This is a genomic window from Mycobacterium sp. OAS707 (genome assembly GCF_014873705.1).
GTDB lineage: Bacteria > Actinomycetota > Actinomycetes > Mycobacteriales > Mycobacteriaceae > Mycobacterium.
Genome location: NZ_JADBDS010000001.1, coordinates 581332 through 594735 on the forward strand (window position 1 = coordinate 581332; position 13404 = coordinate 594735).

Annotated in this window: 15 protein-coding genes; 8 read left to right on the top strand and 7 right to left on the bottom strand. The window is 66.3% G+C overall.

Features of this window, described 5'->3' with window-relative positions; genetic code table 11:
- Window positions 1-4 precede the first annotated feature (4 nt).
- The 3 genes from miaA to GGC64_RS02810 are packed head-to-tail and all read right to left on the bottom strand — an operon-like array spanning window position 5 to window position 2473.
- Complete coding sequence (gene miaA, locus GGC64_RS02800; protein WP_192720921.1) at window positions 5-910, bottom strand: tRNA (adenosine(37)-N6)-dimethylallyltransferase MiaA; 906 nt, start codon at window positions 908-910, stop codon at window positions 5-7.
- The gene (locus GGC64_RS02805; protein ID WP_192720922.1) at window positions 907-1587 is read right to left on the bottom strand and encodes a hypothetical protein; all 681 of its coding nucleotides are present in this window, start codon (window positions 1585-1587) and stop codon (window positions 907-909) included. Before GGC64_RS02805 ends, miaA begins: the two co-directional genes overlap by 4 nt.
- Before the next feature lie 16 nt (window positions 1588-1603).
- Entirely contained in the window at window positions 1604-2473 is an 870-nt protein-coding gene (locus GGC64_RS02810; RefSeq protein ID WP_192720923.1) for a DMT family transporter, read from the bottom strand.
- 160 nt (window positions 2474-2633) lie between these two features.
- Here GGC64_RS02810 and GGC64_RS02815 point away from each other — a divergent pair, with 160 nt between their 5' ends.
- On the top strand, window positions 2634-4025 hold the full coding sequence (locus GGC64_RS02815) for a DUF349 domain-containing protein (RefSeq protein WP_192720924.1): 1392 nt from the start codon (window positions 2634-2636) through the stop codon (window positions 4023-4025).
- Between the two features lie 111 nt (window positions 4026-4136).
- On the opposite strand, the gene GGC64_RS02820 is transcribed toward GGC64_RS02815, so the two are convergent.
- Both GGC64_RS02820 and miaB read right to left on the bottom strand, forming a co-directional pair.
- Complete coding sequence (locus GGC64_RS02820) at window positions 4137-4745, bottom strand: hypothetical protein (protein WP_370581953.1); 609 nt, start codon at window positions 4743-4745, stop codon at window positions 4137-4139.
- Complete coding sequence (gene miaB, locus GGC64_RS02825; protein ID WP_192722373.1) at window positions 4742-6262, bottom strand: tRNA (N6-isopentenyl adenosine(37)-C2)-methylthiotransferase MiaB; 1521 nt, start codon at window positions 6260-6262, stop codon at window positions 4742-4744. Before miaB ends, GGC64_RS02820 begins: the two co-directional genes overlap by 4 nt.
- 124 nt (window positions 6263-6386) lie before the next feature.
- Between miaB and GGC64_RS02830 the strand changes: the two genes are divergently transcribed.
- The 4 genes from GGC64_RS02830 to GGC64_RS02845 are packed head-to-tail and all read left to right on the top strand — an operon-like array spanning window position 6387 to window position 9532.
- A complete protein-coding gene (locus GGC64_RS02830) occupies window positions 6387-7115 on the top strand; it encodes an amino acid ABC transporter ATP-binding protein (RefSeq protein WP_192722374.1) in 729 nt (242 codons plus the stop codon).
- A gap of 24 nt (window positions 7116-7139) precedes the next feature.
- Window positions 7140-7952, top strand: coding sequence for a glutamate ABC transporter substrate-binding protein (locus GGC64_RS02835; RefSeq protein ID WP_192720926.1), 813 nt, complete (start codon window positions 7140-7142; stop codon window positions 7950-7952).
- A gap of 15 nt (window positions 7953-7967) precedes the next feature.
- A complete protein-coding gene (locus GGC64_RS02840) occupies window positions 7968-8648 on the top strand; it encodes an amino acid ABC transporter permease (RefSeq protein WP_192720927.1) in 681 nt (226 codons plus the stop codon).
- Entirely contained in the window at window positions 8648-9532 is an 885-nt protein-coding gene (locus GGC64_RS02845; protein ID WP_192720928.1) for an amino acid ABC transporter permease, read from the top strand. Before GGC64_RS02840 ends, GGC64_RS02845 begins: the two co-directional genes overlap by 1 nt.
- Window positions 9533-9563: 31 nt before the next feature.
- On the opposite strand, the gene recX is transcribed toward GGC64_RS02845, so the two are convergent.
- Together recX and recA are read right to left on the bottom strand one after the other, a co-directional pair.
- Window positions 9564-10106 carry a recombination regulator RecX gene (gene recX / locus GGC64_RS02850; protein ID WP_192720929.1) on the bottom strand — a complete coding sequence of 181 codons (543 nt, stop codon included), beginning with the start codon at window positions 10104-10106 and terminating at the stop codon, window positions 9564-9566.
- The gene (gene recA, locus GGC64_RS02855) at window positions 10072-11124 is read right to left on the bottom strand and encodes a recombinase RecA (RefSeq protein ID WP_192720930.1); all 1053 of its coding nucleotides are present in this window, start codon (window positions 11122-11124) and stop codon (window positions 10072-10074) included. The genes recX and recA overlap by 35 nt, the downstream gene beginning before the upstream one ends.
- A 207-nt stretch (window positions 11125-11331) precedes the next feature.
- Between recA and GGC64_RS02860 the strand changes: the two genes are divergently transcribed.
- The 3 genes from GGC64_RS02860 to hypB all read left to right on the top strand — a co-directional run bounded on the left by GGC64_RS02860 (window position 11332) and on the right by hypB (window position 13379).
- Window positions 11332-12213 carry a L,D-transpeptidase family protein gene (locus GGC64_RS02860; protein ID WP_192720931.1) on the top strand — a complete coding sequence of 294 codons (882 nt, stop codon included), beginning with the start codon at window positions 11332-11334 and terminating at the stop codon, window positions 12211-12213.
- Window positions 12214-12312: 99 nt separating this feature from the next.
- A complete protein-coding gene (locus GGC64_RS02865) occupies window positions 12313-12642 on the top strand; it encodes a hydrogenase maturation nickel metallochaperone HypA (RefSeq protein WP_192722375.1) in 330 nt (109 codons plus the stop codon).
- A 2-nt stretch (window positions 12643-12644) separates the two neighbouring features.
- Window positions 12645-13379, top strand: coding sequence for a hydrogenase nickel incorporation protein HypB (hypB, locus tag GGC64_RS02870; RefSeq protein ID WP_192720932.1), 735 nt, complete (start codon window positions 12645-12647; stop codon window positions 13377-13379).
- The last annotated feature ends 25 nt before the right edge of the window (window positions 13380-13404 follow it).

Below are 13404 nucleotides of genomic sequence, written 5' to 3' on the forward strand. Positions count from 1 at the left end.
GTGTTCAGGATACGTGTCGCCATATCCGCAGCGTGTGCTCGACGTTGTCGGGTGCGCTGCCGTCGAGCCAGGAGATGCGGTGGTCGCGGCGGAACCACGACCGCTGGCGGCGGACATAGCGGCGGGTGCCGAAGAACGTCGGCTCGCGGGCGCCCGAACCGTCGCCGCCCTCGTCGATGTCCGCGATCACCTGGGCATAGCCCAGCGCCCTGGACGCGGTGACGCCGTCGCGTAACCCCTGCCCCAATAACGTGCGGACCTCGTCGACCAGGCCGTCGACGAACATCTTGTCCGTTCGTTGCACCAACCGATCGTCGAGAAGGGCTGTGTCCCAATCCAATCCGACGATCGCTGTGTCCCAGCGAGGCGTGCCGATGACGGGGGCCGACGCGGCGAAGGGTTGTCCGGTGAGCTCGACCACCTCGAGTGCCCGCACGATGCGGCGGCCGTCGGTGGCCAGGATCGAGGCAGCGGCGTCGGGGTCGACCCGGGCCAGCTCCTGGTGCAATGCGCCCACGCCGATCTCGGCCAGCCGGGCCTCCCATTTCGCTCGCACCGCGGCGTCGGTGGCGGGAAACGCCCATTCGTCGAGCAGCGACTGGATGTAGAGCATCGATCCGCCGACGACGATCGGAACGGCGCCCCTGGCCGCGATCGCCTCGATACCCGCGACCGCGGCCTGCTGATAGCGGGCGACGGTGGCGGTCTCGGTGACCTCGAGGACGTCGAGCTGGTGGTGTGGGATCCCGCGACGCTCGGCAACCGGCAGCTTGGCGGTGCCGATGTCCATGCCGCGATACAGCTGCATCGCGTCGGCGTTCACGATCTCCCCGCCGACGCGTTCGGCCACGGCCAGCGCGAGCGCCGACTTGCCCGTGCCGGTCGGGCCGATGATCGCAAGCGGTCTCATGGGTTCCAGACGCCTGCGAAATACCCGACGCCGTACGGCGCTCCGCGATACAGCTCCTTGGCCGACCGCGGCTCGCCTAACCCGGCAAGCACCTGGTAGGCGACGCGGCCGACGATGCCGTCGGGCAGCCGGGTCAGCGCATTGGCATCACCGGCGGCGAGCGCGGCGTCGAGCGCGGCCTGTGTGGGTATCGAGTCAGGGTCGTAGCCGCCGGGCGCCGGCGGGGTCAGAGTGTGCGCGCCGTCGGCGACGACGAGGACACCGACCGGGTCGGCGGCCTCGTCGAGCTCGGCGCGTAACCGGCGACCGCAATCGACCGCGGCATCGGCGGCGAGGTCCGCCGCGTACACCCGGGCCTCGACGCGTGCGTCGGGCGTGGCCCGGCCGCGGACCCAGCCCGCGATCAACGCGCAGAGCGGCAGTTCGGTTGGCGCGCCCGCGGCGTCGGGCGACAGCGTGACGCGCAGGTCGACGCCGTACCCCGCGAAGGTGCCGACGGCGCCGGGGCTCAGGACTGCGTCCGCCGAGCCGATGCCGACGGCGATCCACCTGGTCGGCAGCGATGCCGCAGCCGTGAAAACGGCGTCGCGCAGGTCGCTCAGTTCGCCGGCAGCATCGCCCGCCAACTCCGGGACCATCACAGGTGGCGAAGGGATGATCGCGACGGCGCTCAGCACGCCACCAAGTTAGTGCTCACGCGGGTTGGGTGCTGGCACCGGCCGCCTCGCCGCGGGCCAACGCGACCGTCGCGACCACCATCACCGCTACCGCGACGATCAGCGTCAGCCAGCCGGCATCCCCCGGCCGCAGGGTTTCGCCGAGCACGACGACGCCGAGCACCGAACCGACCACCGGTTCGGTGACGGTCATGGTCGGCAGCGTCGCCGTCAGCGCGCCTGCGCGGAACGACGACTGCTGCCACGACGTGCCCGCAATCGCGACCAGCACCCAGACGTATAACTCGGGCGTGCGCAGCAGCGCCCACACACCGTCATCGATGCGATCGACCACGCCCTTGGTCAGCACCGCGAACAACCCCCACAACGCGCCAGACACCACCGCCAGCAGCACCGCGCTGACGGGTCCTGACCAGATGCGGGCACCCACCACGCACAGCACCAGGGCAGGCCCCAGCACGGCGATCACGGCCGTCCACGTTTCCAGCGACGCTCGGGAATGCCCCGCGGTCGGATTGCCGACCGTCACGATGACCGCGACGGCGGCCGCCAGCAGAGCGGCCCAGGTCCACTCCCAGCGCGACACGCGCCGATGCGACAACCGCGCACTGATCGGCAACGCGAACAGCAGCGACGTCACCAGCAGAGCCTGCACCAACAGCACCGAGCCAAATCCGAGCGCCGCCGCCTGCAGCGCGAACCCGACCGCGGCGACCACACTGCCCAGCCACCACTGACCGTCGCGCAGCAGACGCAGGAACAACTGGACGTGGCTGACCGGTTCGTCGGTCACCTCATGCGCTGTGCGCTGGTGGATCACATCGCCGATTGCGATGAAAAACGCCGCGCCGAGGGCAAGCAGGGCGGCGACATCCGCCTTGTCCATCCGCGGCCTCCCGTTGTGTTGGGAAAGAGCGTAGGCATTTGCATCGCGAAAGGCGTGGGCATGGGCAGCGGCGACCTGTTTGAATAGCGTTCGAGCTAGCAGGCGCCGCGTCGCGCGGCAGGTGCGCGGGTTCCCGCGCGGAGGGTGCGAGGTAACGGAGATGACGACCAGCGAGCATGGCGGACCGGCGGCGAGGAGCGTCGGGGACACCGCCGACCCGGAGGCTACGGGGACGACCGGGGAATCGGTTCAGCCCGCCGTTCCCAAACCCGTTCCCCGGCCAGGTCCGCCGCGGCCAGCGCCCCGCCCAGGTCCTCATCCGACGCCGACGGTCGCCATCCCGGCTTCGAGCGATCCGCACCGGTTCGGCCGCGTCGACCCCGACGGCACCGTCTGGCTGATCACCTCATCGGGCGAGCGCGTCATCGGCTCGTGGCAGGCCGGCGACACCGAGGCGGCGTTCGAGCACTTCGGCAGGCGCTTCGACGACCTGCACACCGAGGTCGCGTTGATGGAGCACCGGCTGGAGTCCGGGACGGGCGACGCGCGCAAGATCAAGTCCGCCGCAGCGGCGCTCGCCGAGACGCTGCCGGAGGCGCACGTGCTCGGTGACGTCGACGCGCTGGCCGCCCGGTTGACCGCGATCGCCGAGCATGCCGACGAAGCCGCGCAGGCGGAGCGGGCCAAGCGCGACGAGTTCCGCGCAGCGCAGACCGCGCGCAAGGAAGCACTGGCCGCCGAGGCCGAAGAGATCGCGGCGAACTCGACGCAGTGGAAGGTCGCAGGCGACCGGCTACGCGAAATCCTCGAGGAGTGGCGGACGATCAGCGGGCTGGACCGCAAGACCGACGATGCGCTGTGGAAGCGCTACTCGACGGCCCGCGAAACGTTCAACCGTCGCCGTGGATCGCACTTCGCCGAACTCGACCGCGAACGTGCAGGTGCGCGGCAGGCCAAGGAAGCGCTGTGCGAGCGGGCCGAGGAGTTGTCGGGCTCGACGGACTGGGGCCCGACGAGCGCAGCGTTCCGCGACCTGTTGACGGAGTGGAAGGCGGCGGGCCGCGCCGCCAAGGACGTCGACGACTCGCTGTGGCAGCGGTTCAAGGCAGCGCAGGACGTCTTCTTCTCTGCCCGCAACGCTGCCAGCTCCGAACGCGATGCCGAGTTCCGCGCGAACGCCGAAGCCAAGGAGGCGCTGCTCGCCGAGGCCGAGAGGGTCGACACCTCCGACCTGGAGGCGGCGCGAGCGGCACTACGGGCGATCGGCGAAAAATGGGACGCGATCGGCAAGGTGCCGCGCGAGCGGGGCGCCGAGCTGGAACGCAGGCTGCGGGCCATCGAGAAGAAGGTGCGTGACGCTCCCACCGGAGGTGTCGATCCAGAAGCGAAAGCCAGGGCGGATCAATTCCGTTCTCGCGCAGAGCAATTCGAGCGTCAGGCGGAGAAGGCCGAGGCAGCCGGACGGACGAAGGACGCCGAGGAGGCGCGCGCCAGCGCCGAACAGTGGCGGCAGTGGGCCGACGCGGCGGCCCAGGCGCTGAAGGGCAGCTAGCCGTTGCCGGTCTAAAGGCCGCATCGAAATTGCAGTGAGGGCTGTGGCAGCCCGCGCTCTGACGACCCTCAGTGCAATATTGATCGTGCGACGACACACAGGGTCAATGCGCTAGGTCTTCGTCTGCCCGTTTTCGCCGTCGTCGGTGTCGTCGTTCAGCGTGTCGAGTAAGCCCTTGTTCTGACGTTCGGCGACCTGTCTGCGGCGGTCTTCCTCGGCCGCGAGTTGCAGCGCGGTGCGCGCCCAGACCGCGCGGGCCCAGTTGAAGGCGAGCACGATCACCGCGAGCCAAGCGAGGATCAGTCCGATGCCGGGCCCTGGATGGTGTGCAGGCGCGGTCTGCCGCGACCACACCGCCAGCAGACCCGTGAACGACGCCACCGTCGATCCGGCCAGCGCGATCCACGCGAGACCCCAGCGGCGGGTCAACAGCGCCAACATCGAGAAGCCCACGCTGAATACCAGCGCCAGCCAGCAGAACACCCGCGACGGCAACGCAATGCCGTTGCGGATCGCGGCGTCGTCGCCGACCAACACGTCCCAGCCCTTGGTGTCACCGGTGTGCGGCAACACAAAACTCAGCAAAAGCACGAACACCGCGATGGCGATCACCAAAGCGCGTGCGCCGGGGTCGATTTCACGCGCGACCTTGCGCTCGGCAGCCTCGAGGTCACCCTTGAACTCGTCGAACCTGCCGTTGTTCTGATCGCCCGCGCTCACCGGGCACACCCGGACGAGGTGGGCGCCGGCGCCGGAGCACCGATGCCGGGCATGCCAAGGCCCACGCCAGTGGTGGGCTTGCGACCCGCGGCATGGGCGTCACCGGCTTTGGTGCGGCGGTGAGTGCGTGGGGCACCGTCGGCGATCAGATGGTGCGGCGCGGCGCCGGTCACGGTGGTGGTGACGATGTCGCCGGGCCGGATCTCGAGGCCGGCGGGGTCGAAGTGCACCAGCCTGCCGTCGCGGGCCCGGCCGGACATGCGTGCGGTGCTCGCATCCTTTCGCCCCTCACCCGTTGCCACCAGCAATTCGACAGTGCGGCCGATCTGCGCGGTGTTCTCCTCCAGCGAGATGCGTTCCTGCAGGTCGATCAGCCGCTGATAGCGCTCTTGGACAACGGCTTTCGGCAGCTGATCGGCCAGTTCGGCGGCCGGGGTGCCGGGGCGTTTGGAGTACTGGAAGGTGAACGCGCTCGAGAACCGTGCCTGCGCTACGACATCGAGGGTGGCCTGGAAGTCCTCTTCGGTTTCACCGGGGAACCCGACGATCAGGTCGGTGGTGATCGCGGCGTGCGGGATGGCGGCGCGGACGCGGTCGATGATGCCGAGGTATCTGTCGGACCGGTACGACCGTCGCATGGCCCGCAGGATCCGGTCGGAGCCCGACTGCAGCGGCATGTGCAGCGTCGGGCACACATTCGGGGTGTCGGCCATCGCCTCGATCACGTCGTCGGTGAACTCAGCGGGGTGCGGTGAGGTGAAGCGGACCCGCTCGAGACCCTCGATGCGTCCGCAGGCGCGCAGCAGTTTGGCGAAGGCACCGCGGTCGCGCGGTTGATCCGGGTCGGCGAAGGAGACGCCGTAGGCGTTGACGTTCTGGCCCAGCAGCGTCACCTCGAGTACACCCTGGTCGACCAGCGTCTGCACTTCGGCGAGCACGTCGTCTGGCCTGCGGTCGACCTCCTTGCCGCGCAGTGCGGGCACGATGCAGAACGTGCAGGTGTTGTTGCAGCCGACCGAAACCGAAACCCATGCGGCGTAAGCGGATTCGCGCGCAGCAGGCAATGCTGATGGGAATTCTTCGAGCGCTTCGACGATTTCGACCTGCGCCGTGCGGTTGTGCCTGGCGCGTTCGAGCAGCGTCGGCAGCGACCCGATGTTGTGGGTGCCGAACACCACGTCCACCCATGGCGCCTTGGAAAGGACGCTGTCGCGGTCCTTCTGCGCCAGGCAGCCGCCGACGGCGATCTGCATGTCGGGGTCGGCCTGCTTGCGCGGTGCGAGGTGACTGAGGTTGCCGTACAGCTTGTTGTCGGCGTTTTCGCGAACCGCGCAAGTGTTGAACACCACGACGTCGGCATCAGTTCCGTCGGCCGCGCGCTCGTAACCTGCGGCTTCCAGCAACCCGGCCAGCCGTTCGGAGTCATGCACATTCATCTGGCAGCCGTAGGTGCGGACCTGATACGTGCGCGCCTGCTGGCGAACAGCGTCAGCCGCTGCCGCCTCCCGCGTCACCATCGAAGTCACGGCCCCATGGTACGGACGCACCAATTGCGCCACTCGAACGGATTCCCAAGTTCCGGGCAAGCTGAGCATTCCCTGGGTAAGGTCTGCACCCATGGGGACGCCCGGTGGTGCGCCGATGATTTCAATGGAGGCGGTCAACAAACACTTCGGCGCCCTGCACGTACTCAAGGACATCAACCTGAAGGTGGACCGCGGGCAGGTGATCGTGGTGCTCGGTCCGTCGGGTTCGGGCAAGTCGACGTTATGCCGCACCATCAATCGACTCGAGACCATCGATTCGGGGACGATTTCGATCGACGGGGTGGTGCTCCCGTCCGAGGGACGCAAGCTCGCACAGTTGCGCTCAGATGTCGGGATGGTGTTCCAGTCGTTCAATCTGTTCGCGCACAAGACAATTCTGCAGAACGTCATGCTCGCCCCGACGACGGTGCGCAAGGTGTCCAAGGACAAGGCCCGCGCAAGGGCGATGGAGCTACTCGAGCGGGTCGGCGTGGCCAACCAGGCCGACAAATATCCGGCGCAGCTGTCTGGTGGCCAACAGCAACGCGTGGCGATCGCCCGGTCGCTTGCGATGGACCCCAAGGTGATGTTGTTCGACGAACCGACCAGCGCGCTGGACCCGGAGATGATCAGCGAGGTGCTGAACGTCATGACCGGGCTCGCGAAGGACGGGATGACCATGGTGGTGGTCACCCACGAAATGGGTTTCGCGAGGGGTGCGGCGAACCGCGTCGTGTTCATGGCCGACGGCGCGATCGTCGAGGACGCCGAACCCCTTCAATTCTTCGACAACCCGCAGTCCGACCGCGCCAAAGACTTCCTCGGCAAGATTCTCCGTCACTAACGCTCCGGCGAAAGGAAACGACCAATGTCGTCCATGAAAGTGCGTGTCGTAGGTGCCATCGCGCTCGCCATCGCGCTGCCGTTCGCGGCGACCGCCTGCGGCGGCGGAGGCGGGGGTGGCGACACCATCGTCATCGGAACGAAGTTCGATCAGCCGGGCCTCGGCCTGAAGAATCCCGACGGGACCATGAGCGGCTTTGACGTCGACGTCGCAAAGTATGTCGCCAAGCAACTCGGTTACGCCGAGGACAAGATCGAATGGAAGGAATCGCCGTCCGGCCAGCGTGAGACGCTGATCCAAAACGACCAGGTGAAGTTCATCGCCGCGACGTATTCGATCACCGACACCCGCAAGCAGAAGGTCGACTTCGCCGGGCCGTATCTGATCACCGGACAAAGCCTGCTGGTCAAGGCGGACAACACCGACATCACCGGCCCCGAGTCGCTGCAGAACAACAAGAAGTTGTGCTCGGTGTCAGGCTCGACGCCGGCGCAGCGCATCAAGGACAAGTATCCCGGCGTCCAGTTGCAGCAGTACGACACCTATTCGGCCTGCGTCGAGGCGCTGAAGAACGGTGCCATCGACGCGGTGACCACCGATGAGGTGATCCTGGCCGGTTACGCCGCCCAGTCCCCCGGTGCGTTCAAGATCGTTGGCAAGCCGTTCTCCGAAGAGCGTTACGGCATCGGCCTGAAGAAGGGCGACACCGACCTGCGGACCAAGATCAACGACGCGATCACCAAGATGGAGCAGGACGGCGCGTGGAAGGCCGCGTGGGACAAGAACCTTGGCCCCGCGGGCATTGCGGCACCGGCGCCGCCACCGGTCGACAAGTAACCGAGTCGCGCCGACGTGCTGCACTTTGGCGATAGGGCCTACGACGTCCTCGGGGCGTTCTGGACCACTATTCAGCTGACTGCGCTCTCGGCCGTCGGCGCACTCATCCTGGGCACGCTGCTGGCCGCGATGCGACTCTCGCCGGTGCCGATGCTGAACTGGATCGGGACGACCTACGTCAACGTGGTGCGCAACACCCCGTTGACACTGATCATCCTGTTCTGCTCGTTCGGACTGGCGCAGACGCTCGGCATCACGCTGGTGGATTCGAAGTCGTCGACCTCGATCGACGACAGCAACTTCCGGCTGGCGATACTCGGGTTCACCGTCTATACGGCGGCGTTCGTGTGCGAGACAGTGCGGTCAGGCGTCAACACGGTGCCGCTGGGCCAGGCGGAGGCGGCACGCTCCCTTGGCCTGACGTTCGCCCAAAACCTGCGCATCGTCCTGCTGCCCCAGGCATTTCGCGCTGTGATCAATCCGCTGGGTTCGGTGTTGATCGCGTTGACCAAGAACACCACGATCGCGTCGGCGATCGGTGTGTCGGAAGCGGCGCTGTTGATGAAGACGATGACCGAAAACGAGGCAGCGCTGATCTACATCGGCGCCATCTTCATGGCCGGGTTCGTCATCTTGACGCTGCCGATGGGGCTGTTCTTCGGGTGGCTCGGCAAGCGGCTGGCGGTGGCGCGGTAATGGCGGGTTCGGTTCTGTTCGACGCGCCGGGACCGCGGGCACTGGTGCGCAACCGCATCTTCAACGTCGTCACGGCACTCGTCATCGCGCTGGTGGCCTGGGTGGTGTACGCGCAGCTGAACGCGAAGGGTCAGTTGACCGCCGCGAAGTGGGAACCGTTCCTCACGGCCAACCTGTGGAAGACGTACATCCTGCCCGGTGTGCAGGGCACGCTGACCGCCGCTGCGGTATCGATCGTGCTGGCGCTGGCGCTGGGTTTCCTTCTCGGCGTCGGCAGGCTTTCCACCCACCCCGCGATCCGCTGGCCGTCCGCGGTGTTCGTCGAGTTCTTCCGCGCGGTGCCGGTGCTGATCATGATGATCTTCGCGTACTTCTTGTACGCGCTGTACGACGTCTTCCCGTCCAAGCACCTGGCGCTGGCGGGCGTCATCACCGCCTTGACTCTGTACAACGGTGCTGTCATCGCCGAGATCGTCCGCGCAGGCGTTCTTGCGCTGCCCCGCGGACAATCGGAAGCGGCGTCAGCGCTCGGTCTGCGGTGGGGCCAGACCATGCGGTCGATCCTGCTGCCGCAGGCCGTCACGTCGATGTTGCCGGTGCTGGTCTCGCAGATGGTGGTCGTTCTGAAGGACACCGCGATCGGCTACCAGATCACCTTCCTGGAGATGGTGCGCCAGGGCACCCAGGTCGGCGCGTCGTACGGCAACTATGTGCCCGCTCTGATCGTCATCGCGGTGTTGATGATCAGTGTGAACTTCACGCTGTCCTGGTTCGCGACGTGGCTGGAGGGGCGCATGCGTCGTTCCAGCCGTGGTCCCGAGCCCATGCACATTCAACCCGTCACCCAGGGTTCGTTCGGCGCGGGTGCCGGCGGCTCGATCTAACCGATGAAGGCCGAGAAGTGGTGGCGCCGAACTAGACCCGTCGACGTTCCCGCTCGCCGGCCAGTTCATTCTTGACGACGTCGAACGCCATTGACTGGCTGTAGCCCCTGCGGGCCAGCATCCCGACGAGCCGGCGTGCGACTTTGGTGTCGTCGTCGTCGACGAACTTTTCGCGTCGTAGCTTGTCGCGGACCAACTCCTCGGCGCGCCGCCGCTCGGCCGCGACGTCGATGTCTGCGAGCACCGTGGTGATCACGTCGTTGTCGACGCCCTTGTTCCGAAGCTCAGCGGCCAAGGCGCGCTTGCCTTTTCCGGCGTTCGCCCGACGAGACTGCACCCACTGCTCGGCGAAGTCGACGTCGTCGATCAAACCAACCTGAGCCAACCGGTCGAGCACGCGGCCGCTGACGTCGTCGGGATATCCCCGCTTGGTCAGCTGGCCTTCGAGTTCGGCGCGGGTCCTGGCCCTTACGGTGAGCAGACGCAGGCACAGATCCCGCGCCTGCTCCTCGCGTTTGGGTTCAGCCGCCGGAGAGGACTCAGAAGTCGACGGGGGCGGGCAGGACTTCGTCATTGGCCACCTCAGCAGTCACCACGGCACCGATGCCGAGCTTCTCCTTGATCTTCTTCTCGATCTCATTGGCCACGTCGGCGTTTTCCAGCAGGAAGTTGCGGGCGTTCTCCTTGCCCTGCCCCAGTTGTTCACCTTCGTAGGTGAACCAGGAACCGGACTTGCGGATGAAGCCCTGCTCGACACCCATGTCGATGAGCGAGCCTTCCTTGCTGATGCCCTTGCCGTAGAGGATGTCGAACTCGGCCTGCTTGAACGGCGGCGACACCTTGTTCTTGACGACCTTGACGCGGGTCCGGTTGCCGACCGCGTCGGTGCCGTCCTTGAGCGTCTCGATTCGCCTGACGTCCAAGCGAACCGAGGCGTAGAACTTCAATGCCTTTCCGCCCGTTGTGGTTTCGGGCGAGCCGAACATCACGCCGATCTTCTCGCGGAGCTGGTTGATGAAGATCGCGGTGGTGCCCGAATTGTTCAGTGCGCCAGTCATCTTCCGCAGCGCCTGGCTCATCAGCCGGGCCTGCAGGCCGACGTGGCTGTCCCCCATCTCGCCTTCGATCTCGGCGCGCGGCACCAGTGCGGCCACCGAGTCGATGACCAGAATGTCCAGCGCGCCGGAGCGGATCAGCATGTCGGCGATCTCCAGCGCCTGCTCACCGGTGTCGGGCTGGGACACCAGCAGCGAATCGGTGTCCACACCGAGCTTCTGGGCGTAGTCCGGATCCAGCGCGTGCTCGGCGTCGATGAACGCCGCGATGCCGCCTGCGGCCTGAGCATTGGCGACCGCGTGCAACGCGACGGTGGTCTTACCGGAGGATTCCGGACCGTAGATCTCGACGACCCGGCCGCGCGGCAGTCCGCCGATGCCGAGCGCCACGTCCAGGGCGATCGAGCCCGTGGGGATGACGGAGATCGGCTGGCGCACCTCTTCGCCGAGCCGCATCACCGAGCCTTTGCCGAAGTTCTTGTCGATCTGTGCGAGCGCCAGCTCAAGGGCCTTGTCGCGGTCGGGTGCCTGACTCATGGGGTGGTCTCCGTCCTGGTGGGTGATCGGTTTTCGATCGGTTGGCCGTGACGCTAGCCAGAGGGTCTGACAAGTCGTGTCGCCCACAGTAGACGAACACCTGTTCGATTCAAGTAGACACGCCGTGCGATTCTTCCGCGCACCTTTTCCGCGCCACTCTGCGCGCGACTGCAAGACTGTTTTGACCGAGCGACAGGGAGGTACGTGATGTCAGGCGCCACCAGGGGAAGCCGGCTACGGGCGGCGGCAGTGGCATCGGTAGCGGGCTGGGTGTTGATGACGGGCGCAGGCCCCGCACTGGCCGACCCGGCCCCCGGCGATCCCGGGATCGTCGCGGGCCCCGATGCCGGCCAGGACCCGACACCGTTCATCGGCACAGCGCCGTTCGGGCCGCCGAGGTTCTTTCCTGCCAATGGTGCGACGGTCGGTGTGGCCCAGCCGATCATCATCAACTTCCCCGGCCTCGTCGATGACTCTGCTGCGGCCGAGAGCGCCGTGCACGTTTCTTCGGTCCCGCCGGTTGCAGGCAAGTTCTATTGGATGACGCCCACGCAGCTGCGCTGGCGTCCGCTGAGCTTCTGGCCCGCGCACACGACGGTGACCATCGATGCCGGTGGCACGGTGTCCAGCTTCCAGACCGGTGATGCCTTGGTTGCCACGGCCGACGACGCCACACATCAGTTGACCGTCACGCGAAATGGCAACGTGGAGAAGACCATTCCGATGTCGATGGGTATGACCGCCGGCGGTCACCAAACCCCCAACGGCACTTACTACGTCCAAGAGAAGATGCCCTCGGTGGTGATGGATTCCTCGACCTACGGTGTCCCGGTCAACTCGCCGTACGGATATCGGACGACGGTGGAACTAGCCGTCCGCTTCGACGACAGCGGTGACTTCGTCCACAGCGCTCCGTGGTCGGTGGACGACCAGGGCAAGCGCGACGTCAGTCACGGTTGCATCAATATCAGCCCGAGCAATGCGAAATGGTTCTTCGACAACTTCAATGCCGGTGATCCGATCGTGGTGAAGAACTCCAGCGGCGGCACCTACTCCCGGCACGACGGCTCCAACGACTGGCAGCTCTGACCACAATCGCCAGAAACGGCGAGTGCCGATCTGCCTCTTCTTGGCCATCGCATGCGACGCCGACCTATCGTGGGATCCATCCGGCAGGAACGGACCGACATGCACGAGATGGCGATCACGCAGAGCGTTGTCGACGCGGTGTGCGAACACGCCGCGGGCCGCCACGTGCAGAGCGTCAAGGTGGAGGTCGGTGCGCTGTGCGCCGTCGTACCCGACGCCATGCAGTTCTGTTTCGAGCTCGCCACCGAGGGCACGCTCGCTGACGGCGCTCGCCTCGATCTGAACGTGCAGCCCGGTTCGGCGCGCTGCCGCGGCTGCGGCAAGAACTTCGAACTGCTCGACCTGATCCTGTTATGCCCGTGCGGAAGCGCGGATGTCGAAGTGCTGACCGGACGGGATCTTCGGATCCTGTCGATGGAAGTGAGCTAGCGATGTGCGCGACCTGTGGATGCGGCGACAACACAACGACGATCACGGTCGCCGGTGACGACCATCCCCACTCGAAAACCATCACGCTCGAACAGAAGGTGCTCGCGAAAAACGATCAGATCGCCGAGCACAACCGCCAGTCGTTGGTCGAGCGCGGCATCCTGGCTCTCAATGTGACGAGTTCGCCGGGAGCCGGGAAGACGACGTTGCTCGAGCGCACAATCCGCGAGCTCGGCGACGACCTGCCTGTCGCAGTCATCGAGGGCGACCAGGAAACACTGCTCGACGCCAAGCGAATCCAGGCGGCTGGGGCCCGCGCGGTGCAGGTGAACACCGGCGCCGGCTGCCATCTAGACGCGGATATGGTGCATCGCGCTCTTCACGCCTTGGATCCGGAGCCCAAGTCCGTGCTGTTCATCGAAAACGTCGGCAACCTTGTGTGCCCGGCGCTGTTCGATCTGGGTGAGCACACCAAGGTGGTGGTGATCTCGGTGACTGAGGGTCAGGACAAGCCCCTGAAGTACCCGCACATGTTCGCGGCAGCAGGGCTGGTGCTGATCAACAAGATCGATCTTGTTCCGTACGTAAACTTTGATCTTGAAACATGTTTCGGCTACGCGCGGTCGGTGAACCCCGGCGTTCACATCCTGCCGATCTCGGCGACGCGTGGCGATGGACTTGAAGCATGGTACGACTGGATCCGCGCCGAAATCGGCATACCGGCAAACTCCGCCTAATGTCGCTAAGACTCGTTGACAAGAC

Excerpts from the sequence above, each read along its gene's own strand:
- miaA (WP_192720921.1), bottom strand. The coding sequence starts at position 910 with ATGAGACCGCTTGCGATCATCGGCCCGACCGGCACGGGCAAGTCGGCG.
- GGC64_RS02810 (WP_192720923.1), bottom strand. The coding sequence starts at position 2,473 with ATGGACAAGGCGGATGTCGCCGCCCTGCTTGCCCTCGGCGCGGCGTTT.
- GGC64_RS02815 (WP_192720924.1), top strand. The coding sequence starts at position 2,634 with ATGACGACCAGCGAGCATGGCGGACCGGCGGCGAGGAGCGTCGGGGAC.
- miaB (WP_192722373.1), bottom strand. The coding sequence starts at position 6,262 with ATGGTGACGCGGGAGGCGGCAGCGGCTGACGCTGTTCGCCAGCAGGCG.
- GGC64_RS02830 (WP_192722374.1), top strand. The coding sequence starts at position 6,387 with ATGATTTCAATGGAGGCGGTCAACAAACACTTCGGCGCCCTGCACGTA.
- GGC64_RS02835 (WP_192720926.1), top strand. The coding sequence starts at position 7,140 with ATGTCGTCCATGAAAGTGCGTGTCGTAGGTGCCATCGCGCTCGCCATC.
- GGC64_RS02845 (WP_192720928.1), top strand. The coding sequence starts at position 8,648 with ATGGCGGGTTCGGTTCTGTTCGACGCGCCGGGACCGCGGGCACTGGTG.
- recX (WP_192720929.1), bottom strand. The coding sequence starts at position 10,106 with ATGACGAAGTCCTGCCCGCCCCCGTCGACTTCTGAGTCCTCTCCGGCG.
- recA (WP_192720930.1), bottom strand. The coding sequence starts at position 11,124 with ATGAGTCAGGCACCCGACCGCGACAAGGCCCTTGAGCTGGCGCTCGCA.
- GGC64_RS02860 (WP_192720931.1), top strand. The coding sequence starts at position 11,332 with ATGTCAGGCGCCACCAGGGGAAGCCGGCTACGGGCGGCGGCAGTGGCA.
- GGC64_RS02865 (WP_192722375.1), top strand. The coding sequence starts at position 12,313 with ATGCACGAGATGGCGATCACGCAGAGCGTTGTCGACGCGGTGTGCGAA.
- hypB (WP_192720932.1), top strand. The coding sequence starts at position 12,645 with ATGTGCGCGACCTGTGGATGCGGCGACAACACAACGACGATCACGGTC.